At 45.3% G+C, this 26,945-nt stretch carries 26 protein-coding genes; 15 read left to right on the forward strand and 11 right to left on the reverse strand.

Annotated features, from left to right (window positions below; genetic code table 11):
- Positions 1–170 precede the first annotated feature (170 nt).
- Entirely contained in the window at positions 171–650 is a 480-nt protein-coding gene (locus NLZ44_RS06800; RefSeq protein WP_493752271.1) for a GNAT family N-acetyltransferase, read from the reverse strand.
- Positions 651–808: 158 nt separating this feature from the next.
- Here NLZ44_RS06800 and acs point away from each other — a divergent pair, with 158 nt between their 5' ends.
- The gene (gene acs / locus NLZ44_RS06805; protein WP_493752272.1) at positions 809–2,776 is read left to right on the forward strand and encodes an acetate--CoA ligase; all 1,968 of its coding nucleotides are present in this window, start codon (positions 809–811) and stop codon (positions 2,774–2,776) included.
- Positions 2,777–3,432: 656 nt separating this feature from the next.
- Here the strand turns inward: acs and NLZ44_RS06810 are convergent.
- From NLZ44_RS06810 to NLZ44_RS06820, 3 genes are all read right to left on the reverse strand, one after another.
- Positions 3,433–5,214, reverse strand: a complete 1,782-nt coding sequence (locus NLZ44_RS06810; protein WP_493752273.1) for a glycosyltransferase family 2 protein — start codon at positions 5,212–5,214, stop codon at positions 3,433–3,435.
- 129 nt (positions 5,215–5,343) lie between these two features.
- Entirely contained in the window at positions 5,344–7,869 is a 2,526-nt protein-coding gene (locus tag NLZ44_RS06815; RefSeq protein ID WP_493752274.1) for an FkbM family methyltransferase, read from the reverse strand.
- A 237-nt stretch (positions 7,870–8,106) separates the two neighbouring features.
- Entirely contained in the window at positions 8,107–8,889 is a 783-nt protein-coding gene (locus tag NLZ44_RS06820) for an HAD family hydrolase (protein WP_315646853.1), read from the reverse strand.
- Between the two features lie 78 nt (positions 8,890–8,967).
- On the opposite strand from NLZ44_RS06820, the gene NLZ44_RS06825 reads away from it, so the two are divergent.
- From NLZ44_RS06825 to psbV2, 7 genes are all read left to right on the forward strand, one after another.
- Entirely contained in the window at positions 8,968–9,285 is a 318-nt protein-coding gene (locus NLZ44_RS06825) for a hypothetical protein (RefSeq protein WP_006623878.1), read from the forward strand.
- Between the two features lie 50 nt (positions 9,286–9,335).
- Positions 9,336–10,151, forward strand: coding sequence for a prepilin peptidase (locus NLZ44_RS06830; protein ID WP_315640709.1), 816 nt, complete (start codon positions 9,336–9,338; stop codon positions 10,149–10,151).
- A gap of 42 nt (positions 10,152–10,193) precedes the next feature.
- Entirely contained in the window at positions 10,194–10,421 is a 228-nt protein-coding gene (locus NLZ44_RS06835; RefSeq protein ID WP_006669798.1) for a hypothetical protein, read from the forward strand.
- Between the two features lie 39 nt (positions 10,422–10,460).
- Positions 10,461–11,408 carry an acetyl-CoA carboxylase, carboxyltransferase subunit beta gene (gene accD, locus NLZ44_RS06840; protein WP_006623881.1) on the forward strand — a complete coding sequence of 316 codons (948 nt, stop codon included), beginning with the start codon at positions 10,461–10,463 and terminating at the stop codon, positions 11,406–11,408.
- A 105-nt stretch (positions 11,409–11,513) separates the two neighbouring features.
- Positions 11,514–11,663 (forward strand): hypothetical protein, encoded by a 150-nt coding sequence (locus tag NLZ44_RS06845; protein WP_006669797.1) that lies wholly within the window; start codon positions 11,514–11,516, stop codon positions 11,661–11,663.
- Between the two features lie 153 nt (positions 11,664–11,816).
- Positions 11,817–12,308, forward strand: coding sequence for a photosystem II cytochrome c-550 (psbV, locus tag NLZ44_RS06850; protein WP_006623884.1), 492 nt, complete (start codon positions 11,817–11,819; stop codon positions 12,306–12,308).
- Positions 12,309–12,498: 190 nt separating this feature from the next.
- On the forward strand, positions 12,499–12,987 hold the full coding sequence (gene psbV2 / locus NLZ44_RS06855) for a photosystem II cytochrome PsbV2 (RefSeq protein ID WP_006623885.1): 489 nt from the start codon (positions 12,499–12,501) through the stop codon (positions 12,985–12,987).
- Between the two features lie 58 nt (positions 12,988–13,045).
- Here the strand turns inward: psbV2 and NLZ44_RS06860 are convergent, their stop codons facing one another.
- The 4 genes from NLZ44_RS06860 to NLZ44_RS06875 form a co-directional block, all read right to left on the reverse strand.
- Complete coding sequence (locus NLZ44_RS06860) at positions 13,046–14,788, reverse strand: PAS domain S-box protein (RefSeq protein ID WP_493752275.1); 1,743 nt, start codon at positions 14,786–14,788, stop codon at positions 13,046–13,048.
- A gap of 137 nt (positions 14,789–14,925) precedes the next feature.
- Positions 14,926–16,122 (reverse strand): S1 family peptidase, encoded by a 1,197-nt coding sequence (locus NLZ44_RS06865; RefSeq protein WP_006623888.1) that lies wholly within the window; start codon positions 16,120–16,122, stop codon positions 14,926–14,928.
- Positions 16,123–16,260: 138 nt separating this feature from the next.
- Positions 16,261–17,796, reverse strand: coding sequence for a uroporphyrinogen-III C-methyltransferase (cobA, locus tag NLZ44_RS06870; RefSeq protein ID WP_493752276.1), 1,536 nt, complete (start codon positions 17,794–17,796; stop codon positions 16,261–16,263).
- A gap of 82 nt (positions 17,797–17,878) precedes the next feature.
- Positions 17,879–18,028 (reverse strand): hypothetical protein, encoded by a 150-nt coding sequence (locus NLZ44_RS06875; RefSeq protein WP_006623890.1) that lies wholly within the window; start codon positions 18,026–18,028, stop codon positions 17,879–17,881.
- Between NLZ44_RS06875 and NLZ44_RS06880 the strand changes: the two genes are divergently transcribed.
- From NLZ44_RS06880 to NLZ44_RS06905, 6 genes are all read left to right on the forward strand, one after another.
- Positions 18,016–18,792 (forward strand): hypothetical protein, encoded by a 777-nt coding sequence (locus tag NLZ44_RS06880; protein WP_493752277.1) that lies wholly within the window; start codon positions 18,016–18,018, stop codon positions 18,790–18,792. The genes NLZ44_RS06875 and NLZ44_RS06880 overlap by 13 nt on opposite strands.
- Before the next feature lie 70 nt (positions 18,793–18,862).
- Positions 18,863–19,222: a hypothetical protein gene (locus NLZ44_RS06885; protein WP_493752278.1), complete on the forward strand. Its 360-nt coding sequence runs from the start codon at positions 18,863–18,865 to the stop codon at positions 19,220–19,222.
- 68 nt (positions 19,223–19,290) lie between these two features.
- Entirely contained in the window at positions 19,291–19,512 is a 222-nt protein-coding gene (locus NLZ44_RS06890; protein ID WP_493752279.1) for a hypothetical protein, read from the forward strand.
- 137 nt (positions 19,513–19,649) lie between these two features.
- A complete protein-coding gene (locus NLZ44_RS06895; RefSeq protein ID WP_008053561.1) occupies positions 19,650–20,114 on the forward strand; it encodes a DUF2752 domain-containing protein in 465 nt (154 codons plus the stop codon).
- Positions 20,115–20,244: 130 nt separating this feature from the next.
- Entirely contained in the window at positions 20,245–20,511 is a 267-nt protein-coding gene (locus tag NLZ44_RS06900; RefSeq protein ID WP_008053560.1) for a TM2 domain-containing protein, read from the forward strand.
- 86 nt (positions 20,512–20,597) lie between these two features.
- Entirely contained in the window at positions 20,598–20,771 is a 174-nt protein-coding gene (locus NLZ44_RS06905) for a hypothetical protein (protein WP_493752280.1), read from the forward strand.
- A gap of 23 nt (positions 20,772–20,794) precedes the next feature.
- On the opposite strand, the gene NLZ44_RS06910 is transcribed toward NLZ44_RS06905, so the two are convergent.
- Positions 20,795–21,016, reverse strand: coding sequence for a hypothetical protein (locus NLZ44_RS06910; protein ID WP_162198548.1), 222 nt, complete (start codon positions 21,014–21,016; stop codon positions 20,795–20,797).
- A 141-nt stretch (positions 21,017–21,157) separates the two neighbouring features.
- On the opposite strand from NLZ44_RS06910, the gene NLZ44_RS06915 reads away from it, so the two are divergent.
- A complete protein-coding gene (locus tag NLZ44_RS06915) occupies positions 21,158–21,700 on the forward strand; it encodes a J domain-containing protein (RefSeq protein WP_008053559.1) in 543 nt (180 codons plus the stop codon).
- Here NLZ44_RS06915 and NLZ44_RS06920 read toward each other — a convergent pair.
- Together NLZ44_RS06920 and gltB are read right to left on the reverse strand one after the other, a co-directional pair.
- Positions 21,693–22,010 carry a hypothetical protein gene (locus NLZ44_RS06920; protein ID WP_493752281.1) on the reverse strand — a complete coding sequence of 106 codons (318 nt, stop codon included), beginning with the start codon at positions 22,008–22,010 and terminating at the stop codon, positions 21,693–21,695. The genes NLZ44_RS06915 and NLZ44_RS06920 overlap by 8 nt on opposite strands.
- Before the next feature lie 159 nt (positions 22,011–22,169).
- Positions 22,170–26,873: a glutamate synthase large subunit gene (gene gltB / locus NLZ44_RS06925; RefSeq protein ID WP_493752282.1), complete on the reverse strand. Its 4,704-nt coding sequence runs from the start codon at positions 26,871–26,873 to the stop codon at positions 22,170–22,172.
- Positions 26,874–26,945: the final 72 nt, after the last annotated feature.

A 26,945-nucleotide genomic window follows, 5' to 3' on the forward strand; every position in this document is an offset into this window, starting at 1 on the left:
ATTTTGATATATGATTTTATAATGCAAATCTTGCCTTGTTAAATAAAATTGCAACTATTCCCATTATCTAAAATGATACCACAAGCCGACCGGAAAAGCAACCCCCACAGCTTCCCATCGGCAAATTTTTTTTGTTACAAAACTTAACAATAAATTTACAAATCTCATTGTTATTGTTGCAGTAAGCGTTGATAGTCCACTACTCGACAAATGCGCCATTCAGGTAGTATTGTGGCTCCTATATGTTGGTAAAATGCGATCGCCGATTGATTCCAGTCGAGGACAGTCCACTCTAAGCGCCCACACCCACGTTCTAGGGCTACTTGAGCGACCTGTTGGATCAAGGCTTTCCCAATGCCTAAACCTCGATATTCAGGCATAACAAATAGGTCTTCTAAATGAATGCCGGGTTGAGTCAAGAACGTGGAAAAGTTATGAAAAAACAGAGCAAAGCCTACGGTTTTTTGCTCCCATTCAGCGATAATGACCTCAGCCATTGGCCGATCGCCAAATAGATGCTGTTTCAAGGTTTCCAGATCTCCAGTGACTTGGTGGGAGAGTTTTTCATATTCAGCCAAAGCCTTAATTAAAGCCCAAATGACCGGAACATCATCAACAGTAGCAGGACGGATAATTAGTTGAGCAGGCATAGTTACTTAGAAGTTGACAACTGATTTTAATCGGTTCGACATGGGGAGGAGTTAGCTAGTTAGCAGTCTGCTCAAAAAAAGTAAAGATTCTTAGAGTTTAATCTAGGCCTAAAATGGTTATAATGGCTTCACTTTGTAATTAAAGTTACCATAACACCATGTCACAACCGACAATCGAATCAATTTTACACGAGAAACGGTTATTTCATCCGTCCGAGGACTTCTCCAAACAGGCCCGGATTAAGAGCATGGAAGAGTACCGGGAACTCTACGAGAAAGCCAAAGCTAACCCGGAAGCCTTTTGGGCAGAATTAGCCGAAAATGAGTTGCACTGGTTTAAAAAATGGGATCAGGTGCTGGACTGGCAGCCACCTTTTGCTAAGTGGTTTGTGGGGGGCAAAATTAATATTTCCTATAATTGCCTCGATCGCCATTTGACTACCTGGCGCAAAAATAAAGCCGCTTTAATTTGGGAAGGCGAACCGGGAGACTCTCGCACCCTGACTTATTCCCAACTACATCGGGAAGTTTGCCAAATGGCTAACGTGATTAAACAGTTGGGAGTCAAAAAAGGCGATCGCGTTGGGATTTATATGCCCATGATACCAGAGGCGGCGATCGCTATGTTGGCTTGTGCCAGAATTGGCGCACCCCATACCGTCATTTTTGGCGGTTTTAGTGCCGAGGCTTTAAAAGACCGCCTGGAAGATGCCCAAGCTAAATTGGTGATTACTGCTGATGGTGGTTGGCGCAAAGATGCGATCGTACCCCTAAAAGAACAGGTAGATAAGGCTTTACAAGCTGGTGCGCCTAGTGTTGATAACGTTTTGGTCGTACAGCGCACTCAGCAAAAAATCCAGATGGAACCGGGACGGGACCACTGGTGGCATGACTTGCAACAAAATGCTTCCGGGCAATGTCCCGCCGAAGAAATGGATAGTGAGGATATGCTGTTTATCCTTTACACTAGCGGGACTACTGGTAAACCCAAGGGAGTTGTACACACTACTGGTGGCTATAATCTTTACAGTCACATTACTAATCAGTGGGCTTTTGATTTACAGGATACTGATGTTTACTGGTGTACCGCTGATGTGGGTTGGATTACTGGCCATAGTTATATTGTCTATGGGCCCTTGTCCAATGGGGCCACAACTTTGATGTATGAAGGGGCTCCCCGTGCTTCTAATCCCGGTTGTCTGTGGGATGTGGTAGAAAAGTATGGGGTCACTATTTTCTATACTGCTCCTACTGCTATTCGAGCTTTGATGAAAATGGGTGAAAGACACCCTAATGCTCGTGATTTGTCTTCCTTGCGGATTTTGGGGACCGTCGGAGAACCCATTAACCCAGAAGCCTGGATTTGGTATAACCGCGTCATCGGTGATGGAAAATGTCCCATTGTTGATACTTGGTGGCAAACCGAAACCGGGGGTTTTATGATTACTCCTCTTCCTGGTGCGACTCCTACTAAGCCGGGTTCCGCTACTTTGCCTTTCCCTGGAATTCTTGCTGATGTGGTTGATACCGAAGGCGAACCTGTTACTAATAATTCTGGGGGGTATTTGGTGGTGCGTCACCCCTGGCCGGGTATGATGCGGACTGTTTATGGCGACCCCGATCGCTTCCGTCGTACTTATTGGGAGTATTTACGACCTAAAAATGGCGATTATGTCTACTTCGCTGGTGATGGCGCTCATAAAGATGAGGATGGCTATTTCTGGGTGATGGGCCGCGTTGATGATGTGATTAATGTTTCCGGTCATCGCTTGGGGACTATGGAGGTTGAGTCCGCTTTGGTTTCTCATCCCGCTGTCGCTGAGGCGGCTGTGGTTGGCCGTCCTGATGAGGTTAAGGGTGAGGAAATTGTGGCTTTTGTTACTCTCGAAGGCGATCGCCAACCTGATGAAGCCTTGGAAAAAGAGTTGAAGCAGCACGTTGTTAATGAAATTGGCGCTTTGGCTCGTCCCGGAGAAATTCGCTTTTCTGATGATTTGCCTAAGACTCGTTCCGGTAAAATTATGCGACGTTTATTGCGATCGCTTGCTTCCGGCCAGGAGATTTCTGGGGATACTTCCACTCTCCAAGATCGCACCGTTCTCGAAAAGTTGCGCGGTGGCGCTTAGTTGAGCAATTCCCTCCCTCCTTAATTGAGGCGGGATTTTCTTAGCCACAACTTTGGTGCGTCAGTTTCCCCCATCGGGAAATCATTAATTAATTGCTCTGACGCACCCGATCGCATTTTTGATTTTTTCGTCAATATCAAAATCCGCCCCGCCGCAGGGGTTGACAGGGAGCCGAAATTTTGCTACGATATTAGTATCAAGTTAGATAATGGAAATATAATCTAATTCTTAAAAATTGCAAATATTCCCATTATAATACGAGTATACTGTCAAGCACCCCAAAAGTCAAGCCCCTACCCCCAAAAAGCGAAATTTTTAACATTTCTTAACATTAATTGAGGCGGGATTTTCTTAGCCACAACTTTGGTGGGTCAGTTTCCCCATTTCCCCATCAGGAAATCATTAATTAATTGCTCTGACGCACCCTTTTTTGATTTTTTCGTCAATATCCAAATCCGCCCCGCCGCAGGGGTTGACAGGGAGCCGAAATTTTGCTACGATATTAGTATCAAGTTAAATAATTGCAATATAATCTAATTTTTAAAAAATGCACGTATTTCCATTATAATACGAGTATACTGTCAAGCACCCCAAAAGTCAAGCCCCTACCCCCAAAAAGCGAAATTTTTAACATTTCTTAACATTTGATTTTTTCGTCAACATTTCAGGTCATCTGGGGAGAGTTGAAAGGGGGGATAATTATATGCGCGGGAAATTTGGGTCAAACTTTGATACCAATTATTGATAGTTTGTTGAGCAGGATAGGGACTATAATTGCGGGACTGTCTGAGAAATTGAATCATCTGGTGTTTGTCTTGGGTGTGATAGCTTAAAGCAGCTAACCAAACCAGGACTTGATAGCGACAGAGGGTTTCTAGGGGACGCATCCAATTTCGTAGGGTAGGACGAGAAAAGTAATTTTGAATAAGTTGATTACAGTCAGAGGAAAGGATAGCGATCGCATATCGTTTCAAGTTATAATCAGCCTCGACTGTTATAGTCTTTCTTTGTAGACAAATTCCCGCAGCGCCATGGGATGCTAAATTTAGCAATAAATCTATAGTAGCAGCATGGGGAGATAGACCAGATTCAAACCCTCCCCAGCGTTTAACCCAGGAATTGCGGAATAAAATCGCACCAGTTTCCACCAATCGCCACAAGTCTGTTAACATCCAGATATGGACACCATGTAAACCGTCGCGACCCTGCAAAATTGGCGCGAGATTATTGTAAGGCTGAACTTCCGAAATTAGCTGATTTTCCTCCCAAATTTCCCAACCAGAGAATACCATTTCCAGTGAACCCGCACGATTATCAAAAGCATCTATCAGGTCTGATAAACTATGAGGTAGTAAAGTAGAACCCCCATCTAAAAACAGGATAAATTCTCCCCTAGCAATATCTAAGCCTCGGTTTCTAGCAGCCACAATTCCCTCGCCACATTGACCAACATATTGCAAAGATTTTCCATAACCTTCTAGGACTTCCGGGGTGTTGTCCGTCGAACCGTTATCAATCACAATAATCTCGCAACCATCGATATTTTGATTAAGGATACTATCAAGAGTTTTGGGTAAACTGATACCCTGATTATCGCTACAAACAATAATACTAATTTGGGGAGAATTAGCCACCGTCGCCGGGATTAAATAATCAGTAGCATCAGCAGTATTCCCCGCGAAATGTCCTTGTAAAAGAGCTTGATTTTGCTTTGCTTCCCGTCCGTGAAACGCTTCGATGCGGTTTCCCCGAAGATGTCCGTAGTCATGATTTTGGTGAACAATCGTAATAGTTTGACTCCCGTTAATTACCCGATATCCTTGTTTTAATCCTTCTCCCACCATCCAATTATCCCAACCCGGACGACCAATAGCAAAAGCCGGAAGTTGATTAAACAGAGGTTTAGGAAATACAAAGTAATCTAACGCACCGATACCGCTAAATATTCCCGCTGTATGAATTTGATGATGTAGCTGTTGTTCCCAGTTAGGGTTATCAAAATTCACAGGTTCTTCAATATCCAAATTCCAACGTCGTCCCACCATCAGAAACCTAGAGTAATTAGCAATCACCTGTTGAACATTCCCGAGAAAATCGCTAGTTAGGATAATATCCGAGTTAATATATGTTAAAATATCGTGGGAAGCGTGATGATGTACTTGGCTAAAAATATCATTCAGCAGAGGGGTTCCATATTCGTTAACTTGGATATTCCGAATATGTCTCACCTTCAATTTACTAGCCACTTCTGCGGTTCCTGTCTCATCACCAAATAAGATAATTTCCGGTCTCGGAACCAGTTTAGTCCAACTGGTAATCGCATTATCTTGAATCATTCCCACACTTCCCACAAAGGCTTTAGGAACCGCAAAAATAGTCACCTTAACAGTAGGTTGAATATTATCAAAAATCCAGACACGACCTTTTTTAGTTCCCATAGAAATTAACTGATACTACAAATCCTCTGTTCGTCTAATTTAGCGGTCAACACCTGGGAGAGTTGGGTGAGATAGTAGGTGGGTTAGGTAACACGCATCCACCCCACCTTTTATATGGTAATTTAGATGTTAGTCTGGCATAGTTTCAGCAATAATTTTAGCAAACATCTTGACAAGAGCAGCATTATATGTATTCCCAGACTGTGCTACAGCAGGTTGATACTGTTGTACTGGCTGTCCTGGTGGCGACATATTTTGATACTGTTGTATATGCTGTATCTGTTGTATCTGTTCCCGCAGTTTTTGAATTTCCGACCTCGACTCTTCCAATTCTTTCTGCTGTTGCTGTAGTTGAGACTGCGACTCTTCCAATTCTTTCTGCTGTTGCTGTAGTTGAGACTGCGAACCCTCTAACTCTTCCTTAATTTTATGTAACTCAAATGTAGCCTGTTCAAGTTCCACCTGTACTTCATCTAATTGGAAGTTAGCCATTTCCAGTTCTTCCCTGGTATCATGTAACTCCGAGCGAGACTTATCGAGTTCCTGTTGAGTTTCCGTCTGTTTATTCTGTGCATTTTTAAGCTGGTCTTGAACTTCCTTAACTTTGGTTTCCAGTTTCTTCCTTTCAGACTGAGAGTTTTCCAACTCCTTCTGCTTCTGCTGAAAATCAGATTGAGACTTTTCCAGGTCTTTCTGAGTCTGCTGTAGTTGAGACTGAGAGTTTTCCAACTCCTTCTGCTTCTGCTGAAAATCAGATTGAGACTTTTCCAGGTCTTTCTGAGTCTGCTGTAGTTGAGACTGAGAGTTTTCCAACTCCTTCTGCTTCTGCTGAAAATCAGATTGAGACTTTTCCAGGTCTTTCTGAGTCTGCTGTAGTTGAGACTGAGAGTTTTCCAACTCCTTCTGCTTTTGCTGAAAATCAGATTGAGACTTTTCCAGGTCTTTCCGAGTCTGCTGTAGTTGAGACTGAGAGTTTTCCAACTCCTTCTGCTTCTGCTGAAAATCAGATTGAGACTTTTCCAGGTCTTTCCGAGTCTGCTGTAGTTGAGACTGAGAGTTTTCCAACTCCTTCTGCTTCTGCTGATAATCAGATTGAGACTTTTCCAGGTCTTTCTGAGTCTGCTGTAGTTGAGACTGAGAGTTTTCCAACTCCTTCTGCTTCTGCTGAAAATCAGATTGAGACTTTTCCAGGTCTTTCTGAGTCTGCTGTAGTTGAGACTGAGAGTTTTCCAACTCCTTCTGCTTTTGCTGATAATCAGATTGAGACTTTTCCAGGTCTTTCCGAGTCTGCTGTAGTTGAGACTGAGAGTTTTCCAACTCCTTCTGCTTTTGCTGATAATCAGATTGAGACTTTTCCAGGTCTTTCTGAGTCTGCTGTAGTTGAGACTGAGAGTTTTCCAACTCCTTCTGCTTCTGCTGAAAATCAGATTGAGACTTTTCCAGGTCTTTCCGAGTCTGCTGTAGTCGCGTATGGTATTGTTCTAATTCTGATAGGATTTGGTCTCGTTGATATTGAGACTGTTGTAACTCAGTCTGAGTTTGTTCTAATTGAGACTGGGAGTTTTCTAAGTCTTTCTGACTCTGTTTGAATTGAGAATAGGATTTCTCTAAATCAGCTAAGATTTGGTCTCTTATCCCCTTGGACTCTTCTAACTCTTCCTGACTTTGTTCGAGTTGTGAGTGCAGATTTTTTAATTCAAGCTGAGTCTGCTGTAGTTGAGACTGAGAGTTTTCCAACTCCTTCTGCTTTTGCTGATAATCAGATTGAGACTTTTCCAGGTCTTTCCGAGTCTGCTGTAGTTGAGACTGAGAGTTTTCCAACTCCTTCTGCTTCTGCTGAAAATCAGATTGAGACTTCTCCAGGTCTTTTTGATGTTGTTGTAGTTGATATTTTAAAAGTTCTTGTTCTGATTCTAATTCTTGGAGGCGAGATAGAGTTATTTTAAGTTCGGTTGGTTTGGGTACTGTGGGAGGTTGGAGGCGAAGATTTTGGGCGATTTCGGAAGGAATTACTGAGGTATTGATTAGGTTGTTGTGAATATAAACCACTTCATACCGAGAGGGATGATAGGGAGTGGCTTGCGCTACGGGGGTGAAATAATGTTCATTGAGAAAGGCGTTAAGTTGCTCAAAAGTTGCGCCACGTTCAAATAGTTGATTTTGGCTGGTAGTGCTGTAAATAGCATCAAGATTTTGGAGGATTTCGGAGGCTCCTGTTAAGGCGAGAAGTTCGGCTCCTTGGATGTCTAAACATAGTATATTATAGTCTTCTGGAAGCAGATTCAGTTCCGTTAAAATGCTGTCAATTGTGCGGGTTTCAACGGGTATTTGCTGAGTTTCGGTGAGGTTGGGATACAGTTTTTTGTATTCTGTTAGTGACAAAATAGAACTGTTAGACTCGATGTTGGTAACGTGGAGAGTGGCGGTACTATTTTGGTCAGCGATCGCCACATGAACTGTCTGAATATTGGGTCGATCGCCTACAGCCATTTTCAACCGTTCACAGGTGACGGGATTCGCTTCTATTAGCAATATTTGAGCATTGGGAAACTTGGCAAAACGTTTGAGCGATCGCCCTTCTCCTGCTCCCACATATATAATACCACGAGGCGTAACTTTATGATCTTGAAAAATTTGGTGTAAGTTAAGTTTCATAGATACCAAAATATACTAAGTAAGTTGATTTCAAACTTTCCCGATAACGCGACCAACATCTAGTTACTGTAGGCTGCCATATAGGGTATAATTAGGAAGTAGGTGTTAATCATCATGAGACATATTCCCGGATTTGCCAAATGCTAAATATCTGAGCGATCGCCTTATTATAGACTTTTATATAACCATCAATAAGTCAGCCATAACCGGAAAATTTTAGTGATGGTTTCCCGTTGATCAACTCCACGCCTCAAAATCCCGAGAAAATTGAGACAAAGACAATAAACAGATAGGGGGATATTCAGCCACCAAACGTCGCTCTATGGGGGTATTGTAGCCCCAGTCAGCCAAAAACAGTTTAACCTGTTGTAGGTCTGTTTGAGCTTGTACAGACAACAAAGTTTTCATTCTGTCTTCAACGAACCAGATCACCGGACTAGGATCAGAAAGAGTCATGAGATCCCGTAGAGTTTGGTGCTTAGGCTGTTTGTGTCCTTTCCCAAAAATCATACCCGGACCGAGAATAATTCCCTGTTGTCCGAGAAGCGATCGCACAAATCGTTCTTCCTTAGTAGTAATTATGCGTAATTCTATCATGTCCTGCTCAAGAATAACCCGAAGGCGATCGCATACCCCCGGATAAAAGCCATGTAAAGCCAACCACCCTGGTAGGTCTGTGGCGATCCACTCATCGCGAATTTGATCAAGTCGAGGGCCAAGAACTTCCGGTGACAAATGTTCTTGTTCCAGCAGTTGACGTGATATACTATGCCAATCGCTGAGAATCTCAGATTCAGTCCACCCCAAAACCAAAGCCCTGATCAAAAGAGGCATTTCCCAACCCGTTTCAATCACAGGTCTAGTGCAGTAGAATCTAGGGGGTAAATCATCCGGTGGGGTAGACTCAGGAGGCGACCAAACTTCGAGATATGTACGCCAAGCCGTCTGAAAATACTCCAGCAAGCCATCACAGAGAACACCATCAAAGTCCAAGGCGAGAAGATTGGGTCTATCTGGCATAGTTTTAGTATGTTGTAGGGCAATTTACCGAAATTCTTGAGTTGTTGTGGTAGCTTTTAGTGTAGCATCTAAACAGGTGTGTTAATTAACCCTTGGGGAATTGTCTTTGTGGTTTATACCTCAAACTCAGAGTTAAAAAACCCGTTAACCCCGCCGAAAAACCCGGACTTACCCCTTAACCAAGAGTCGCGGATACAAGATCCCCAACTACTGAGGATAGCCCGACGGGTGTATCATGCTTATTCAGAAGTACACGCCAAACGAATGCGCCGTCCGTCCGGTGTAGCCATTCATCTCCGCAGCTATCGAAGTTTACTGCTTTTCTCCCCCAAACCTGTTTTGCTTCCGGGAGAATGTTTTATCCCCTTTGACCAGATAGAATTAGAGTTATTTTAGCCCAGGGTAGGAACCGCGTGTGAAACCCCCGTGAAAGGTGAGAGTCCAATATGGAGATTTTAGTTGATCTACCAGCTTACTTGATTATATTTGCCCTAGGCGCTTCCATAGGTAGCTTTTTAAATGTCATTGTGTATCGAGTCCCCGCTGGTCTGTCGGTGTGGTATCCTCCCTCACGATGTCCCCATTGTCATACCCGTTTGGGTTTAAGTGAAAATATCCCAGTTTTCGGGTGGTTGTGGTTGCGGGGGAAATGTGGCCATTGCCATGCACCGATATCTATGCGCTACCCTCTAGTAGAAGGGTTAATGGGTGTATTGTTCTTGCTGGTATATGTAACCATCATGCCAGGGACTATAGTACAACTGTTTGGCTTGTGGGCGCTATTAGCTTGGTTGGTGGCGTTATCTCTAATTGATATAGATACCTTAACCCTTCCTAACCCTCTCACCCAGTCAGGTTTAGTGGTGGGGTTGTGCTTTCAAGGGTTACTGGGATTAAAAACGGCTGGGGTGATAGACCAGTTAATGGTGGGTGTTTTGGGGGCGGTGCTAGGATTATGGTTATTTGAAGCGATCGCCTTTTTGGGGTCCATGGCTTTTGGACAGACCGCTATGGGGGCGGGAGATGCTAAATTAGCGGCTCTTATGGGGGCTTGGTTGGGGTGGAAGATGCTATTGGTCGCAAGTTTCATCGCCTGTGGTTTAGGAGCCTTTATCGGCGCAGGAGCCATGGCTGTGGGCATATTAGACCGCCGCCAACCCATGCCATTTGGTCCTTTTTTAGCGATCGCCGCTGGTATAACTGCCCTGTGGGGTGAGATAATAGTATCTATGTATATGGAGTTATTTTTCCCAGTTATCTGAGGTAAAGTGCATCGGGCTTTGTGCCTATCCTAGAGATATATAATGATCGTGTCTTGGATTACACTAAAAACCACTGCTATGCGCTGGGAAGCCGAGTTAATGCAACAGGTCCTCGCCTCCCATGATATTCCAGCACGGGTAATTAGCCTAGGAGTTGGGTCATATATGGGGGTGGGGGGTCCGGCTAAATTGCAAGTACCATCGGAACATTTGTGGACAGCACTACTGCTGCTTAGTCCGGTGGACGAGGAGCCAGAGGAGGCTCAATAAATCATTTCCTCAATCAAACATCAGAACGTATTTTAATTAATGTCTCTATTTGACTGGTTTGCAAATCGACAAAAATCAGTTCCCATTAGTCCCGATCGCCAAGAGCGAGAAATTGCCGATGGTTTGTGGGTCAAATGTGAAAAATGCGGTGCATTAACCTACACCAAAGACTTACAGGCGAATCTTATGGTGTGTCTGCAATGTGACCATCACATGAGGGTTTACAGTGACGATCGCATTAAACAACTGATTGATGAAAATACCTGGCAGCCCATTGCTGCTAATCTGTGTTCAGTAGATCCGCTGAATTTCCGCGATCGCAAACCCTACAGCGATCGTCTGCGAGAATACCGGGAGAAAACAGGTCAAATTGATGCTGTACAAACGGGGACGGGTTTATTAAATGGGGAATCGATCGCCCTTGGGGTGATGGATTTTCGATTTATGGGGGGTAGTATGGGGTCGGTGGTGGGAGAAAAACTCACCCGGATGATTGAATATGGGACTGAGCATCAATACCCGGTAGTGATTATCTGTGCTTCCGGAGGGGCTAGAATGCAGGAAGGAATGTTAAGCCTCATGCAAATGGCGAAAATCTCGGCGGCTTTGGAACGACATCGAGAGAATAAACTTTTGTATATCCCTGTACTAACCAATCCTACTACTGGAGGGGTGACGGCTAGTTTTGCCATGCTCGGTGATCTAATTCTAGCTGAACCCCAGGCAACTATTGGTTTTGCGGGTCGTCGGGTAATTGAGCAAACCTTGCGAGAAAAACTACCTGATGATTTTCAAACTTCTGAATATCTGATGGCTCATGGGTTTATTGATGCGATCGTCCCTCGCACTCAGCTCAAAAAAACCCTCACCCAATTGATTAAACTGCACCGACCACCACAGCCTACCGGAAGACCCTTTGTAAAATTGTCCGACTCTAACTCCCGCAGCCATGTCCATCATTCTGAGGAAACCCAACAGCATCGATAATCTCTAAATCAGTGATTGGATAGTACCCACTACTGCATATAATTGGTGGGTGATGTCGGTTTTGACTAATTGTCATCGGTTTTTGCGGATTTGTCTAGGGCTGAAATGGCCTGCGACTACCATTTGGCGATCGCACAGGTGCTTAAACTTGGCGATCGCCTAGTAATTGCCTACCAACATCCCCAAACCCGTATAGTTGAGGATGTCAAAGCAATTCTCTCCGCCATTGAGGCCACAAGTGATTCAGAATCGTAGATCCAACGATTGACAAAGATCATTTAACACAGGACTATTGAGATAAGACTTCTGAGACAGAATCGCTAAAAACCAGGATCACAACTGCTCAATATTGCCGATTGAGTTGTTGCTTTGGTACGTTCTATAATCATCTAAAAGTTAAGGAGAACCATGCTAAAAAGGTACATTTGGTTGGCTGTTGCCACTGTATTCTTCACCTTTCAAATGTGGGTGGGTAATGCAAACGCTTTGGAATTGACTGAAGAATTGAGAACCCTTCCCATCAATGCTCAAGGCGATACTGCTGTCTTGAGTCTCAAAGAAATCAAAAAAGGCCAACAGGTATTTAACGCCGCCTGCGCTCAGTGTCATGCGCTGGGTGTGACTAAAACCAACCCTGATGTTAACTTGAGTCCTGAAGCCCTGGCTTTGGCTACTCCCCCCCGCGATAACATTGCGGCTCTGGTTGATTATGTCAAAAATCCCACCACCTATGATGGCTTCATCGAGATATACGAACTGCATCCTAGCCTGAAAAGTGCAGACATTTTTCCCAAGATGAGAAACCTATCAGAAGATGATCTCTATAATGTAGCCGCTTACATTCTCTTACAACCCAAGGTTCGCGGTGAACAGTGGGGTGGTGGTAAATACCTCCGTTAATCTTTCCGCCTGAAAGATTCACCTAACTAAGTTTCTGACTTTAGGTTTTGGTTTTTGGTGGCTACTAAGAAGGGTTACTAACTACTCTGAAATTGTAACCACTAAAGTCCGCGAATTATCTAGGATAATCAGCGGAGCTAAAATCTAAAGTCTCCGATTTAACTGCTGATATTAAATACGTCAAATTTCCATGTTTCGTAACAGTTTTTTGCGCTCTCTACTGCTCTTATTTATCACCAATATAGTAGGATGGCTGATTTTTAGTTTCCCGGTTCAAGCTCAAAATGTTGACCCCTATGTGTTAAGATATCTGACTGATCAACCTGTGGAAATACAGAGCGATCGCCAAGGTGGAACCCAGACCTTTTCGGTGGAGGATCTATCAGCGGGAAAAGTCTTGTTTACGGATAGTTGTTTGAACTGTCACGCTGGTGGTGTAACTATTCCCTATCCGACGGTTTCCCTGTCTCTGGAAGACCTGAAGGGAGCCACCCCTCCGAGGGATACCATCAAAGATTTAGTGGCTTATATGAGGCATCCTGTCAGCTATGATGGTAGTGATACTAACTACTGGTGTCGGGAAATTCCCGAAAATTGGCTTGACGATGCAGAAATTGATAACCTAGCCGCTTTTATCTTACAATCAGCCATAAAAGCACCGGGTTGGGCTAAAAAGTGAGGTAATTGTAGCAGATTACCTAACCCGAGTCAAGGGGTGAGTTAATTAGTTTCGCCAGCTAAATATCACCCTTACAGCGGGTTAAATAAATCTGAGCGACCTTATCTTCGGGGTTCCGTTCTAAACAGGATTCAAAAAGTGCGATCGCCTCAGAAATCTCGCCTAAATAATAGTGTAATAATCCTCGCTCAAACATAGTTTTTGTGGCTTGTTTTCCGGCGCGCAAGTCGGGGGGGTCAGCATCAAAGACCTCAAACACAGAAACCATTTCTAATTTACCCTTAACCTGAACATGATCAATAAGGCGGATACCATATTCATTAATATGGTTAAGTCGGACAAAGGTATAGTGAGAGATTAACAGAGACACCCCATAATTTTTAGTTAATCCTTCCAAACGGGAAGCCAGATTAACCGCATCACCAATTACAGTACCATCCATGCGAGATTTTCCCCCCACAGTTCCCAACATCAATTTTCCGGTATTAATACCAATACCAATTTCAATAGGAGGACGATAGGTAGGTTTGGTGGGGTCGGTACGCCGTCGAGTTTTGTTGTATTCTGCGAGTAGGTCAAGCATTCTAATTCCGGCTCGCAGAGCATCATCGGCGCTCTGGCTAAAGAGGGCCATAATTTCATCACCAATGTACTTATCAACAAAGCCTCGATATTCGGCGATCGCCGGTTCTACATGGGATAAATAAGCATTAATAAACTTAAAATTATCCTCTGGGGTCATTTGTTCCGAGAGGCTAGTAAAATCGCGAATATCAGCAAATAAAACCGACATTTCCCGTTGAACATTATCCCCCAGTTGAACATCAACAATACTATCTTTACCGAGATATTGTAGAAATTGGTGAGGAACAAAGCGGAAAAAGGACTGGTTGAGTTCAAATAATTCCGAGGTAAAACGTTCTAATTCTGCTTCAGCGCGTTTGCGTTCCGTGATATCTTCAACAAACCCTTGATAATAGAGAATATCACCATTTTCATCATTAACAATTCTGGCACTTTCAGAAATCCAAATAATCTCACCATCACGATTATAAACCTGAGATTCAAACTTAGATATTTCGTGGCGCTGATGCAAAGTTTCTAATAATTCATCCCAACGATTTGGTTGAACATATAACTGTTTTTGGACATCAGTTATAGAGGACATGAGTTCCTTGGGGGACTCATAGCCATAAATCTTAGCCAAAGTGGGATTAGCATTAATAAACTTTCCATCAGGGGAAATTTGAAAAATCCCTTCCAGAGCATTTTCAAAGATACTGCGATATTTGCGTTCAGTCTTACCCAAAGACTCAATCAAATTGGCTTGGTCTTGGGTGAGTAATTCTAAGGCGCGGTTCATTTCCTGAAGCTGAAAATTTTGGTCAGTGAGTTGTTTTTGTTGCTGGAAACTGTTAATCGCTTCAGTAATGGTTAAAGTCAAATCTTCATTTTCCCAAGGCTTAGAAATATAGCGATAAAGTTTAGCATATTGAATAGCATTAAATACCCCATCAATATCAGCATGACCTGTCAGCATAATATTCATAGTATTGGGGGATAAATGATGAATGGCTTTTAACACCTCATCTCCCCGCAAACCCGGCATCATATAATCAGAAATGACTACCGCCAATTCTTCCCCAGCTTCAATCAATTCTTGGGCTAATTTAATGCCTTCACTGCCACTCCCAGCACATTCAAACCGATATTTTCCGCCCAATGTTCTCCGAAGCAGTCGCCTCAGAGTGTCCAAAATCATAGGTTCATCATCGACACAGAGAATAACTGGTTGGGTCATTAGTCAATCAAGAAACGGGGGAAAATTAAAAAGTGTGCTGAGGATTAGGGGCCATCATCTCTGTTTCCCTTGTTTTAGGTCAGGATAGCTGCTTTTTGTACACCCCAAACACACTTTACACCCTAAAGCCTCAACTGTTATTGTGCCATTTCCTCAAGTTCGCGGATACGCTGTAAGGCATCCTGATGAGAATCTGAACGTCCCAGTTGTTGATAAAGTTCTGCGGCTTGGCGAAAGTCAGCTAAGGCTTCCTCAAATTCTTGACGACGGATATGACTGAGGGCACGATTATAATAGGCATCAGCAAAACCGGGATTAAGCTCGATCGCCCTAGTATAATCAAGAACGGGATTGGGGCCACGGGTAGGTTCATTAAGCACCAATAGTGTCCGCGCTAATCCCAAATTAAAATAGGTTTCTGGGGAATTAGGATTCAATTCTAAGGCTCGGTTAAAATCAGCGATCGCCTCCCACGCATAACCGCGATCCAACCAACTCAATCCGCGAAAGTAGTAGGTTTCCGCATTTTGGGGAGTATCCAACGACACAGGAGAGGCTTCTAGCGTGTCCGAATCGATTTGTAAATCATTAGGACTTAACTGAGCTTGTGATAGCTGTTCCAGAAACAAATTAATGGGAACGGCAGCATTAAACCCTGTTTTAATGGGGGTAACATCTCCAGAACGAGTTTGAGCAAATCCAAACTCACCTTGACCGTGTAAACCCACCACACGGCCTTGAGAATCAAATACTGGACCCCCACTCATACCACTCCAAGTAACAGCCTGATACCGCAAATTATAGCCTTCTGGGCGATTTTTGGGGCGACTGGTGACCAATCCAGGGGAGAGTTCTGGTTCCCGTGCCGCGCCGGTTAACCCCCCAGTAGCGGGATAAGCATAGACATAAATCTGAACCCCAATCACTACCTGTTCGGAATCGGCTAAAGTGGCGATCGGGTATTCCTGGGTACTTTCAAATCTTACTACTGCTAAATCGGGTTCATCCTTAGTAGTCTGTAGCCTAGTAACACTGGTGACCGGGTGACTTTGACCATCATGGGTGCGGATACTGTAGGCGACATCAGTTGCTTGTACTACATGATTAACGGTCAGCACTGTATATATATTATCTTGTCTAGCAATAATTACCCCAGAACCGTCTCCGAGGGCGCTATTAATTTGAACTGTAATGGGTGCGGCGATTTCTGCGACTTGCTGGGCGCTTTTAGCAGCTAGGGCGACTTGACAAGTTATGACCAGGGCGGCAGTTGTTGCCATTCCGGTTAAAATGGTTGTCAGGGAATCAAAGCGAGAAAGACCCAAGTTGAACATGGTTATATCCCTAAAATTTAATTAGTTAGTCTATGGTAATCTGACGTAAACTCCATCAAGTTTGTTCGGGGTAGTTACGGGAAACAAAGGGTTAAATTCTAGTTTTATCGGGTTCCGCTACAGCCTCGGACTTCCTGGCTAGGTTTTATCTATGATAGCCTGAGTGAGTCCTTCTAGGGTATATTCTTGGGCTTCAATATCGACCTTTCCTAGGAGAGTTTGGCAGGTCTGGGAGGTCTGGGGACCTATAGAGGCGATCGCTACTCCGGTGAGTAAATCTCGCCAGGAATCACCCGCAAAGCCTTCTAGGAGTTTACAGAAATTTTTGACAGTCTTGGAACTGGTAAAGGTGGCAATATCAATTGTACCATTTTCTAAAGCTAATTGAATATTAGGATCGATGGTATCTGGACAAGCGGACTCATAGGCGGGAACTTCTACTACTTCCGCCCCTGCTTGGGTTAATTCTTTCACTAATATCTCCCGCCCTCCTGTTTCCACTCTGGGGAATAATAGACGTTTTCCGCTGACTGATTCGGGGAAGTTTTCCACTAGGGAATCAGCGATAAAATCCGGGGGGATAAAATCAGGATTTAGTCCCCATTTTCGCAATACCATGGCGGTTTTTTTGCCGACAACAGCAATTTTTGTATTGGCTAAAATGCGGGTATCTTTCCCACTAGCCATGAGTCTTTCACAAAAGAATGAGACAGCGTTGGCAGAAGTGAGTAATAGCCAGTCAAAAGGCTTTGATGTATCATAAAAAGCGATCGCTTTATCCAGGGGTTCCCAAGTAGAAGGAGGCGTGATAATTAGCGTAGGCATTTCTAGGACTTCAGCCCCTTTTTGTTCCAGCAAACTGCGAAACTCGTTGGATTGTTCCGAGGAACGGGTGACTAAAATGGTGTGATTAAGTAATGGACTCAGCATAATTATTGAGTGGTTTTGGCGAGGCTGTAGATAGGTTTGCAGTTGCACCACATTCCCCACAACTATGACACTGGGAGATAAAGATTCTCGTGATGTTTTATCTACAATATCATTTAACGTGCCAACGATTACCTTTTGATTAAAGCGACCGCCATTTTTAATAATAGCTATGGGAGTTTCAGGCGATCGCCCATGTTGTCTAAGTTGGTGTACAATCACAGGTAAATTTCGCGCCGCCATGAGAATAACTAAAGTTTCCAGTTCCGATAAACTCGCCCAATTTAGGGCTTCCGGTTCATGGGCTGTCATGACTGCAAAACACCGACTCATGACTGTATCGGTGACAGGAATACCAGCCAGTAGGGGGGCGGCCAATGCTGAGGAAATACCTGGAACCACCTCAAATTCACACTTAGCAGCAATTAAGGCTTGAATTTCCGTACTAGCGCGACCAAAGATAAATGGATCGCCGCCCTTGAGTCGCACCACCAGTTTTCCCTGTTGACAATATTTGACTAATAAACGATTAATTTCGGTTTGGGGGGTGGTGACTTGGCTACCCCGCTTTCCCACATATACTTTCAGACAATGGGGCGAAATTATGGGTAAAATTGACTGGTCAACTAGGGCATCATAAACTAGGACTTCAGCCTGCTTCACTAACTGATAGGCTTTGACAGTCAAATAAGCTACATTTCCTAATCCCGCCCCTACTAAATACACTTTTCCCGTGAATTTGGTCATGGTTTCTCTCTACTGTACACCTAGTCACATATACTGCGTAAAGTCTCTGATTCTCTGATTCAATAGTACCATTAGCCGGTTGTCAGACTGTCACAGCGATCGCCATATAGGTTAACACCTTCTGCATAATAATGATTACCACCCCTGAGAGATTATACTCTACCTGGTCTTGGGGAATGTCCCGCAGTGTGAAAATTTTGGACTTGAGGGCTTTTAAGTATGAAGTTACCATTTAATTTCGGTTTTTTTACCGCTGGATTTGTTTTGCTTTTATTGCTGACTTTTTCCATACTTCAGTGGCTAAATATTCCCAGTGGTAGTTTTGTGGATTGGATTATCGGTGGCATTACCTTTTGGTGGCTATTGTTAATAGTAACTGTTCCTTGGAATATACACTTTGATGCTAAGGAAGTTCTCGCCGAGGCGGCGGAGTCCGACAAAAAAGGGATTCGGATTGAACCCAGTCAGCGTTCTTATGTGCATAAATTAGTCAGTCGTTCTTTGTGGGTGGCGATCGCCTTACATATAGCTAGTGCGATCGTGCTTTTATCGTTATCATGGGCGGGAATTAGTGTAGTGGGATATATCGGCTCTGTAGCCGCATTATTACTAACCATTTTACGTCCCTCTCTCCGAGGTTATCAATACTTAGTAACCCGTTTATCAATGGTACGTCGGGAGTTTTCTTATCCCCGCGAGGATGTAGTAGAATTGAGAAATAGAGTAGAAGTTTTGGAGGCTTTATTAGAGGTCACCAAGAAAAGTCTCGACCCGAATAAATCCAATTCTTGGGCATCCCAACAAAACCAAAAATTAGCTTTTTGTCAAAATGAAATCACCCGTTTAGCCGCCGATATGCAAACTCTCAAAGCCACCAACCAATCGGAACATGAGCGCCTTTCGCGTACAGCCGAAAAGGCGATCGCGCAAATTACAGAAGATGGTAAAATTCTCAATAACGTGAGAGAAATTATCCGATTTTTCAAAGAAGCCTAATCATCCCTTGAAAATCTTTCACTCACCCATACCCACCTCATTAATTATTGATTGCGTTTGGTTATTGTTTATGGAGCTTCTCGCTTCTGTGTCCGTGTCTTGGTATTGGGGGACTTCTCCCGCTTCTGTTTCTGGTTTGGCTCCTTCTCCTGGGTCCGTTGTTTTATGGGCTTCCGGGGCTGGTGCTTCCTTCGTGGGCGTGCGTCCTTCTTCCCGGTCCTTCTCTCGCTGGGTTGGTGTGGTCTGGTTTTCCTCTCGTCGCGCCGCTGTCTCCTTCGGGCGTGCCGTGTCTTCCGAGGCGTTTGGCGGCGGGGTTATCACTGTTCGTCCCTGTGGGTGCTGGTGGGTTGTCTCAGTCCCCGTGTTTGTGGGCTCTGTTCAGGGTGGTCGGTTTGGTCGGGGCTTACCTCTGTCCGTGTGGGCGCTGTAGGGTGCGCCAACAACTATCGGGAAAACCAACTAACTAGGGGTTGCGACCCACGCGGAAAATTCTGTTGGGTGTCCCAACCCAAAAACACCATCTCTCACCTTCTGTTGGGTTTCACCCAACCTACAAAGCTGCTGTTGGGTGAAACCCAAGCGACAAACCCTGCTGTTGGGTTTCACCTAACCTACAAAGCCTGCTGTTGGGTGAAACCCAAGCGACAAAGCCTACAAAGCCTGCTTTTGGGTGAAACCCAAGCGACAAAGTTTAGTCGTAGCGATGATTGGTTGATGTAATTATTCTCATCTTTTGCCACCTTCACATCTGTACAATCGCCAACCTCATCAAAAGACTAGCACTATGATATACTTTGATCAGTATGTCAGGACATTCTCTGATCGGCAGTTTTGGGTTTGCTCAGGTCTGAAGTATAATGCGATTTCAGTTATCTTCCCAAAAATTATCTACTCAAGCCTTACAATGGCGCTATTTTAGCTTGTCTTGTGTCTCTTCTCCCCTTGTCGGTGCTTATTTATTAGGACATACTTCTGCTAGTTTTGGGTGGAAATGCCTGATTTTATCAGCGACGGGTATTCCTTGTCCTAGCTGTGGGATGACTCGTGCTTTTGTAGAAATTGCTAGGGGAAACCTCAGAGAATCTCTCTCCTATCATGGATTGGGAATCGGCATTTTTGTGGGTTTTTTATTGCTCACTATTCATTTATGTATTGAAATTTTAACCCGTCGTTATTTGTCTAGTTCCTTGCATGATTGGTTATTCAAGCATAAGATCGGGTTGCTAGGATGGTTTATGATCGTCTTATTCGGTTATCATGGGATTCGCTTGGCTGTTTTCTTCACAACCGGGGAACTCACCCTAAACCAGGCTTTCATCTAACCTGGGTAATGTCACAAATAATTGCTTAATGTAAACAAAAATTAAACAAATATAAATTAATTCTATAATTTTCCTGAGATGATCCCAATTGGGGCTAGTCTAAAAGAAAATGAGTTAGGGGTTAACATAGATGTCAGAACCTACATTACAGGAAGCCAATAGTAAGAAAGTTGCTGCTGGAGTTTTGGGAATTCTTTTGGGTGGATTGGGGATTCACAAGTTCGTTTTAGGGTATAATACAGAGGGGTTAATTATGCTGTTGTCAACCCTGTTTACTTGTGGAGTAGCAGCAGTAGTTGTAGGGGTAATTGGTTTGATAGAAGGAATTATTTATTTGACTAAAAGTGATGAAGAGTTTTTGCAGACTTATATGCTCAATAAAAAAGGATGGTTTTAACGTCTATAGACTGGTAAAATTCAAAAATCAGTATAATCTGAATATTACTGATTTTTTCTGATTATATTTCCGGCACTTTATCAAAAATGTTGATTAAGAGAAAGGCGATTTTATTAACTGGATTGACAGGAATCAGCCTCCTGTACTTTATAGCTTTTTCCAGTTTTTCGTTTCCGGTATGGATACGCGGTAATCTTGCCTTAATTCCCTTACAGGTGTTGGCTATTTTATACGTTATATACTGGAATAATCGACACTAAAATTGGGGACGGGTAAAATAAAGTTAGCGTCGATTCCCGTTTATAGGATTGGTGAAAGTCCTATGAAGGATACCTACAAAGTAACATAAGGGATGATGGCTAAAGGTTTGGGAAAAGAGGCGATACTGGCTGCTTCCGAGGGCGATCGCCTTTTCCGCAGTAGTATTAAATCTTTCCCCCCTACCCGCCTCTTTCCCGTAGTCGTAGGGTGCGACCCACGCGGGAGGTTCCGTTGCAGGTCTCAACCCAAAAACACCATCTCTCACCTGCTGTTGGGTTTCACCTAACCTACAAAGCCTTCTGTTGGGTGAAACCCAACCTACAAAGCCTGCTTATCAGTGAGGAATGGCATGGGAAGTAAATTCGCGAGAGACTTATCAGGAAATATGAATAACCAAGATCTTCATAAACACTTAGCGGTTCTTGAGCTGGAGCCAGGCGCTTCCTTAGAAGAAATTAAAGCCTCTTATAAGGAACTTGTTCAGATTTGGCATCCAGATCGGTTTGATAGCAATTCCAATTTACAGCAACGTGCTCATCTACAGTTACAGCGGATTAATGAGTCATATGAAATTCTCAAAGATTATTGCGAACACAATGAGTATCGAACTCCTGAAGATAGTTCACAGAATGCTAGACAGAAAACTGAGAGTCAAAGATCAACATCCAATATCTTGAAGCGAGTTATAAACATTTTGAACGAAGTGCCAGGAATGACTCCAGCACACCATCGAGATTTCAATCGTGCCATACCAAGATTTAAACTTGGTGATGGTTCAGTGGTGAAAACCTGGAAAAATCCTGTAGGTGTCGATCATGTATTCATTGCAGACAAAAGTGGCAATATGATTTTTGGTGGTTTTGTCGGTTGGATTCATTCAAATGCTCTTCAGGAAGCCATTGACGAAATTCATAAAGACTTCACTTAATGCGATCCTGGCTTCCCCCAGGCTGCGCGATCGCCCAACGACTCCCCAGGGCGATCGCCTTTTCCGCAGTAGTATTAAATCTTTCCCCCCTACCCGCCTCTTTCCCGTAGTCGTAGGGTGCGACCCACGCGGGAGGTTCCGTTGCAGGTCTCAACCCAAAAACACCATCTCTCACCTGCTGTTGGGTTTCACCTAACCTACAAAGCCTTCTGTTGGGTTTCACCCAACCTACAAAGCTTTCCCCCCTACCCGCCTCTTTCCCGTAGTCGTAGGGTGCGACCCACGCGGGAGGTTCCGTTGCAGGTCTCAACCCAAAAACACCATCTCTCACCTTCTGTTGGGTGAAACCCAACAGAAAAAGCTGGTAGGGGCGGGTGCTAGATCAGCCAGCGGAAAAACCCGTCAACTACCGGAACCCGCCCCCAGACGATCGCTTTTTAAGGCACAGCCGAACCGTGTCGCACCTGCCCTACACCGCAACCTTTTGATTACTAGCTGCCGAGGAAACCTCCGGCGTATTTTCCTCAGAAGGGGGAACCACTTGCCAGAATTTAGGTAGGAACTCAGACCAATTAGCCAAAATCGAAGCTGCCACCTTGCTACCAGTGCGATCGCTATGGTCTTGAATCAATCCCCGCAACTGAGCCTCACCTTGACTGGTCGCTACCCGTTGAATGCGGACAATTTCCCCATTCACACAATCGGGGAAAGATCCATCCAGGTCAAGGAAATAAGCAATACCGCCAGTCATTCCAGCCCCGACGTTACGGCCGACCTTACCGAGGACCACAACCACACCACCAGTCATATACTCGCAGCAATGGTCGCCTGCGCCTTCAATAACTGCTTGTCCCATAGAATTACGAACAGCGAAACGCTCACCCGCTTGTCCCCGTGCGAACAGAGTGCCTCCGGTGGCTCCATATAGACAAGTATTGCCAATAATCACATTTTCCCCAGAGTCCAGAGTCGAGTCATCACTGGGCTTAACAATCAACTCGCCGCCGTGCATACCCTTACCCACATAATCATTAGCCTCGCCATTGAGGGTTAAAATCATGCCGGGTAGGTTAAACGCGCCAAAACTCTGACCTGCTGAACCATTAAAGGTGAGGGCAATTTCCCCAGAGAAGCCACTATTGCCGTACATAGAGGCAATTTTCCCAGCAATGCGAGCGCCCACAGTGCGATCGGTATTGACAATATCCACAGTTTTGGCAACCTTGTACTGATGGGAAATGGCATCAGAGATTTCTTGATCAGCCAAAAGCCTGTCATCCAACACGGGACCATTGCTGTGTACAGGTTCATGATTCAACCAATCATTACCCGGAGCGACGGGAGGCTGCATCAACACCCCTAAATCCAATCCTTTGGTTTTCGCCAGAGGTAAATCGCGCATTTTTAGGAGGTCCGATCGCCCCATCAAATCAGTGAGGGAACGGTAACCCAGCATAGCCAACAACTCCCGCACCTCTGATGCGACAAAATGGAAGAAATTAACCACATGGTCAGGAGTTCCTGGGAAGCGTTTACGCAACTCCTCCCGCTGAGTAGTGACCCCCACCGGACAACCATTGGTGTGACAAATCCGAGCCATGATACAGCCTTCGGAAATCATGGCGATCGTACCAAAGCCAAACTCTTCGGCTCCCATGAGAGCGCCCATGACCACATCCCAGCCGGACTTGAGACCACCATCAACCCGTAGGCGAACACGATCGCGCAATTTATTTTCCATCAGTACCCGATGCACCTCCGTTAAACCCAACTCCCAGGGTGTTCCGGCGTGTTTAATGGAAGACAAAGGCGAGGCTCCGGTGCCGCCATCATGACCCGAAATCTGGATATAGTCCGCATTAGCCTTAGCCACCCCAGCCGCAATAGTACCAATACCAATTTCGGCTACCAGTTTCACCGACACCTGAGCATTAGGATTAATCTGATGCAAGTCAAAAATCAACTGTGCCAAATCCTCGATGGAGTAGATATCATGATGAGGCGGCGGAGAGATAAGCGTGACACCAGGTTTAGACCGTCGCAACATGGCGATATAGGGGCTAACTTTCTTGCCGGGTAACTGTCCCCCCTCACCGGGTTTCGCCCCTTGAGCGACTTTAATCTCGATGGACTGGGCATTCATCAGATACTCTGGTGTTACCCCAAAGCGACCAGAAGCCACCTGTTTAATCGCCGAGGAGCAACTATCCCCATTTTTTAAGCCTCGCAAATATGGGCGACTGGGAGAAATGCCATCATCCCCGACATCAGATAAAGGCTTAAACCGGGCGGGGTCTTCGCCACCTTCCCCAGAATTTGACTTGCCGCCTAGACGGTTCATGGCGATCGCCAAAGTTTCGTGAGCCTCTGGCGACAGCGCCCCCAAAGACATTCCCCCAGTACAGAAGCGCTTGACAATATCGGTAATCGGTTCTACCTCATCAATAGAGATGGGAGAGCGATCGCTTTGGAAATCCAGTAAATCTCGCAGCGCCGCCACTGGGCTGTCTTTCAGGTAAGCCTGGTAAGTCGTGTAATGGTCTGCACCCTCACCGCGTACCGCCTGATGCAGTAACTTCGCCAATTCCGGGCTATTGCCGTGATATTCTCCCCGTTTAAAATAATTCACAAAGCCGTAGTTTTCCAGCTTTTTGCCTTGCATTTCCGGGAAAGCCTTAGCGTGAAACTGGCTGACCTCCATAGCCAACTCCGCCACAGTCAACCCTCCAATCCGAGAAGTCGTCCCCTTGAAGCCCAAATTCAACAGGTCTTCCCCGATACCGATCGCCTCAAAAATTTGGGCTCCTTGGTAAGAAGACAGTAGAGAAATCCCCATTTTCGAGAGAATCTTTAACAGTCCCCCTTCCACCGCCGCGCGATAGTTTTCCTGAGCCTGAACCATGCTCAAAGGTGGCATTTTCCCTTTTTCCATCGCCATCTGAGTTTTGGGTTCCGACCACCACTGTCGCACCGTCGCCAAAGCCAAATAGGGGCAGACAGCAGACGCACCATAGCCGATTAAACAGGCAAAATGATGGGTACTCCAACATTGGGCAGTGTTCACCACCAACGAGCATTTCAAGCGGTCTCCCGACTCAATCAGATGGTGATGGACAGCCCCCACAGCCAACAGAGGAGGGATATAGGTATTTTCCCCATTCAAAGGCGATTGGCTCTCCGAGTTGCGATCGCTGAGAATCAAGATTTTCGCCCCCTGAGCCACTGCGGCGATCGCTTTTTCGCACAGAGCCTCCACCGCCAACCGCAACCCGTCCGGTCCCGTTGCCACCGGATACAGAGTAGACAGAGTGACCGCCTTTAAACCAGAGTCCGCCAGTTTTTGCAGTTCCGCCTCATTGAGGACTGGGGATGATATTTTTAGCATCCGCGCATCTTCCGGTTTAGGGTCTAGGAGGTTTCCGCGTTCTCCCAAGCGCATTTGTAGGGACATGACAATGCGCTCCCGTAGGGGGTCAATAGCCGGGTTAGTCACCTGAGCAAAGCGCTGTTTAAAATAGTCATATAGCAGGTGAGGTTGTTCCGAAATCACCGCCAGGGGGATATCATCTCCCATACAGAAAGTCGGTTCTTTCCCCAAACTCGCCATATCCGCAATCACCATTTCCACATCTTCCGAACCGTAACCAAAGGCTTTTTGGATAGCCAGGTCAGGAAGAAGAGGATTTTCTGTCCCCACAAAAGGTTGAGGCTCCAAATCGTAGCGGTATTTTCGCAGCCATTCCCCATAGTTGCATTTCGCCGCCACTTTCCGTTTAATATCCCAGTTTTTGAGGATTTCCGACTCCTCCAAGTTCACCGCGATAGTTTGTCCGGGTCCCAGGCGACCTTTTTCCAGAATTTCCGACTCGTCAACTTGTACTACTCCCGCTTCCGAGCCGACAATAATCAAACCCCCTTTGGTGATGCAGTAGCGAGCGGGTCTGAGTCCATTGCGGTCTAAGCAGGCTCCCACCTGTTTACCATCGCTAAATACTAGCAAAGCCGGACCATCCCAGGGTTCTTGTACTCCGCTGTGGAATTCGTAGAAGTCCGTAATTTCTGGATAGTCTTTCAGCAGCGGCTGATTTTGGTAGGCTTCTGGAACCATAATCATCAAAGACTCCGAAGGTTCCCGTCCTGTCCGCACCAGGAGTTCCATCACGTTGTCGAGGTTAGCCGAATCGCTGTTATTGGCATCCACAAAGGGTTTCAGGTCCCAAAGGCGATCGCCCCAAACCGGATGAGAGAGGATACCTTCCCGCGCACGCATCCAGTTAATGTTACCCAGAAGCGTGTTAATTTCCCCGTTATGCCCCAGTAACCGCATCGGTTGAGCGAGAGGCCAGCGTGGCATAGTATTAGTGCTGAAGCGCCTATGATACACCGCAAATTGACTTTCATAGTCGGGATTTTGTAAATCACGGTAAAACTCACCCAACACCGCCGATCGCACCATACCCTTGTAAACAATAGTCCGACAAGACCAGGAGCAAATGTAGATATCCTGTCCCCAGACTAAGCCCTCTTTTTCTAGGGCTACCCCACACTGGCGGCGTGCTAGATATAATTGACGTTCTAGGTCGTCTCCCACCAGACCTTTTTTTGAGCTAACAATAAGCTGTTCAATGCAGGGTTGGTTAGCTGCCGCCATTGGTCCGAGGACTTCCGGGCGCACCGGAACCACTCGCCAACCTATCAGGTTCAGGTTTTCCGACTCCAGAACTTTGGCGATCGTATCGCGGGCTAACTGTTGTTTACCGTCCGCTTCCGCAACCTCCTGATTGGGGGAACCATTCCCTGAAGAACCCGCCTGGGGTAGAAATATCATTCCTACTCCATAGTCACCCTCTGGACTGACCCCATATCCTTCCGCTTGCAGTATTTTCCAGGGAATAGTAGTCATCACTCCGGCTCCGTCCCCAGAGTCGTAATCGGCACTACATCCTCCCCTGTGTTCCAGACAGCCTAGGGCTTTTAAGGCTTTCTCAATTATGCTATGGTTGGCTTTTCCGTTTAGGTCTGCAATGAACCCAACGCCACAAGCATCTCTTTCTTCCACCAGCCACCGAGGACCCGCGTAGGGTGTACCCAGGCTATTTCCCTGGTTAGATAACCGGCGAACTTTCAGGGTAGGGGGTTGATGGGGGTTGAAATTGGTTTCTTTTCTATCCATGTCTCGATCAATGGGTTTTGCTAGGGAAATTGCTGTCTGGTGTCCGTTGTCCGTGAAATGCCCTTAGGTATT

The sequence above is a fragment of the Arthrospira sp. PCC 9901 genome, from assembly GCF_059013425.1.

Bases quoted from the DNA above. Each gene is read 5' to 3' on its own strand.
- NLZ44_RS06800 (WP_493752271.1), bottom strand. From the start codon at position 650: ATGCCTGCTCAACTAATTATCCGTCCTGCTACTGTTGATGATGTTCCG.
- acs (WP_493752272.1), top strand. From the start codon at position 809: ATGTCACAACCGACAATCGAATCAATTTTACACGAGAAACGGTTATTT.
- NLZ44_RS06810 (WP_493752273.1), bottom strand. From the start codon at position 5,214: ATGGGAACTAAAAAAGGTCGTGTCTGGATTTTTGATAATATTCAACCT.
- NLZ44_RS06815 (WP_493752274.1), bottom strand. From the start codon at position 7,869: ATGAAACTTAACTTACACCAAATTTTTCAAGATCATAAAGTTACGCCT.
- NLZ44_RS06820 (WP_315646853.1), bottom strand. From the start codon at position 8,889: ATGCCAGATAGACCCAATCTTCTCGCCTTGGACTTTGATGGTGTTCTC.
- NLZ44_RS06830 (WP_315640709.1), top strand. From the start codon at position 9,336: ATGGAGATTTTAGTTGATCTACCAGCTTACTTGATTATATTTGCCCTA.
- NLZ44_RS06835 (WP_006669798.1), top strand. From the start codon at position 10,194: ATGATCGTGTCTTGGATTACACTAAAAACCACTGCTATGCGCTGGGAA.
- accD (WP_006623881.1), top strand. From the start codon at position 10,461: ATGTCTCTATTTGACTGGTTTGCAAATCGACAAAAATCAGTTCCCATT.
- NLZ44_RS06845 (WP_006669797.1), top strand. From the start codon at position 11,514: ATGGCCTGCGACTACCATTTGGCGATCGCACAGGTGCTTAAACTTGGC.
- psbV (WP_006623884.1), top strand. From the start codon at position 11,817: ATGCTAAAAAGGTACATTTGGTTGGCTGTTGCCACTGTATTCTTCACC.
- psbV2 (WP_006623885.1), top strand. From the start codon at position 12,499: ATGTTTCGTAACAGTTTTTTGCGCTCTCTACTGCTCTTATTTATCACC.
- NLZ44_RS06860 (WP_493752275.1), bottom strand. From the start codon at position 14,788: ATGACCCAACCAGTTATTCTCTGTGTCGATGATGAACCTATGATTTTG.
- NLZ44_RS06865 (WP_006623888.1), bottom strand. From the start codon at position 16,122: ATGTTCAACTTGGGTCTTTCTCGCTTTGATTCCCTGACAACCATTTTA.
- cobA (WP_493752276.1), bottom strand. From the start codon at position 17,796: ATGACCAAATTCACGGGAAAAGTGTATTTAGTAGGGGCGGGATTAGGA.
- NLZ44_RS06880 (WP_493752277.1), top strand. From the start codon at position 18,016: ATGAAGTTACCATTTAATTTCGGTTTTTTTACCGCTGGATTTGTTTTG.
- NLZ44_RS06875 (WP_006623890.1), bottom strand. From the start codon at position 18,028: ATGGTAACTTCATACTTAAAAGCCCTCAAGTCCAAAATTTTCACACTG.
- NLZ44_RS06885 (WP_493752278.1), top strand. From the start codon at position 18,863: ATGGAGCTTCTCGCTTCTGTGTCCGTGTCTTGGTATTGGGGGACTTCT.
- NLZ44_RS06895 (WP_008053561.1), top strand. From the start codon at position 19,650: ATGCGATTTCAGTTATCTTCCCAAAAATTATCTACTCAAGCCTTACAA.
- NLZ44_RS06900 (WP_008053560.1), top strand. From the start codon at position 20,245: ATGTCAGAACCTACATTACAGGAAGCCAATAGTAAGAAAGTTGCTGCT.
- NLZ44_RS06905 (WP_493752280.1), top strand. From the start codon at position 20,598: ATGTTGATTAAGAGAAAGGCGATTTTATTAACTGGATTGACAGGAATC.
- NLZ44_RS06915 (WP_008053559.1), top strand. From the start codon at position 21,158: ATGAATAACCAAGATCTTCATAAACACTTAGCGGTTCTTGAGCTGGAG.
- gltB (WP_493752282.1), bottom strand. From the start codon at position 26,873: ATGGATAGAAAAGAAACCAATTTCAACCCCCATCAACCCCCTACCCTG.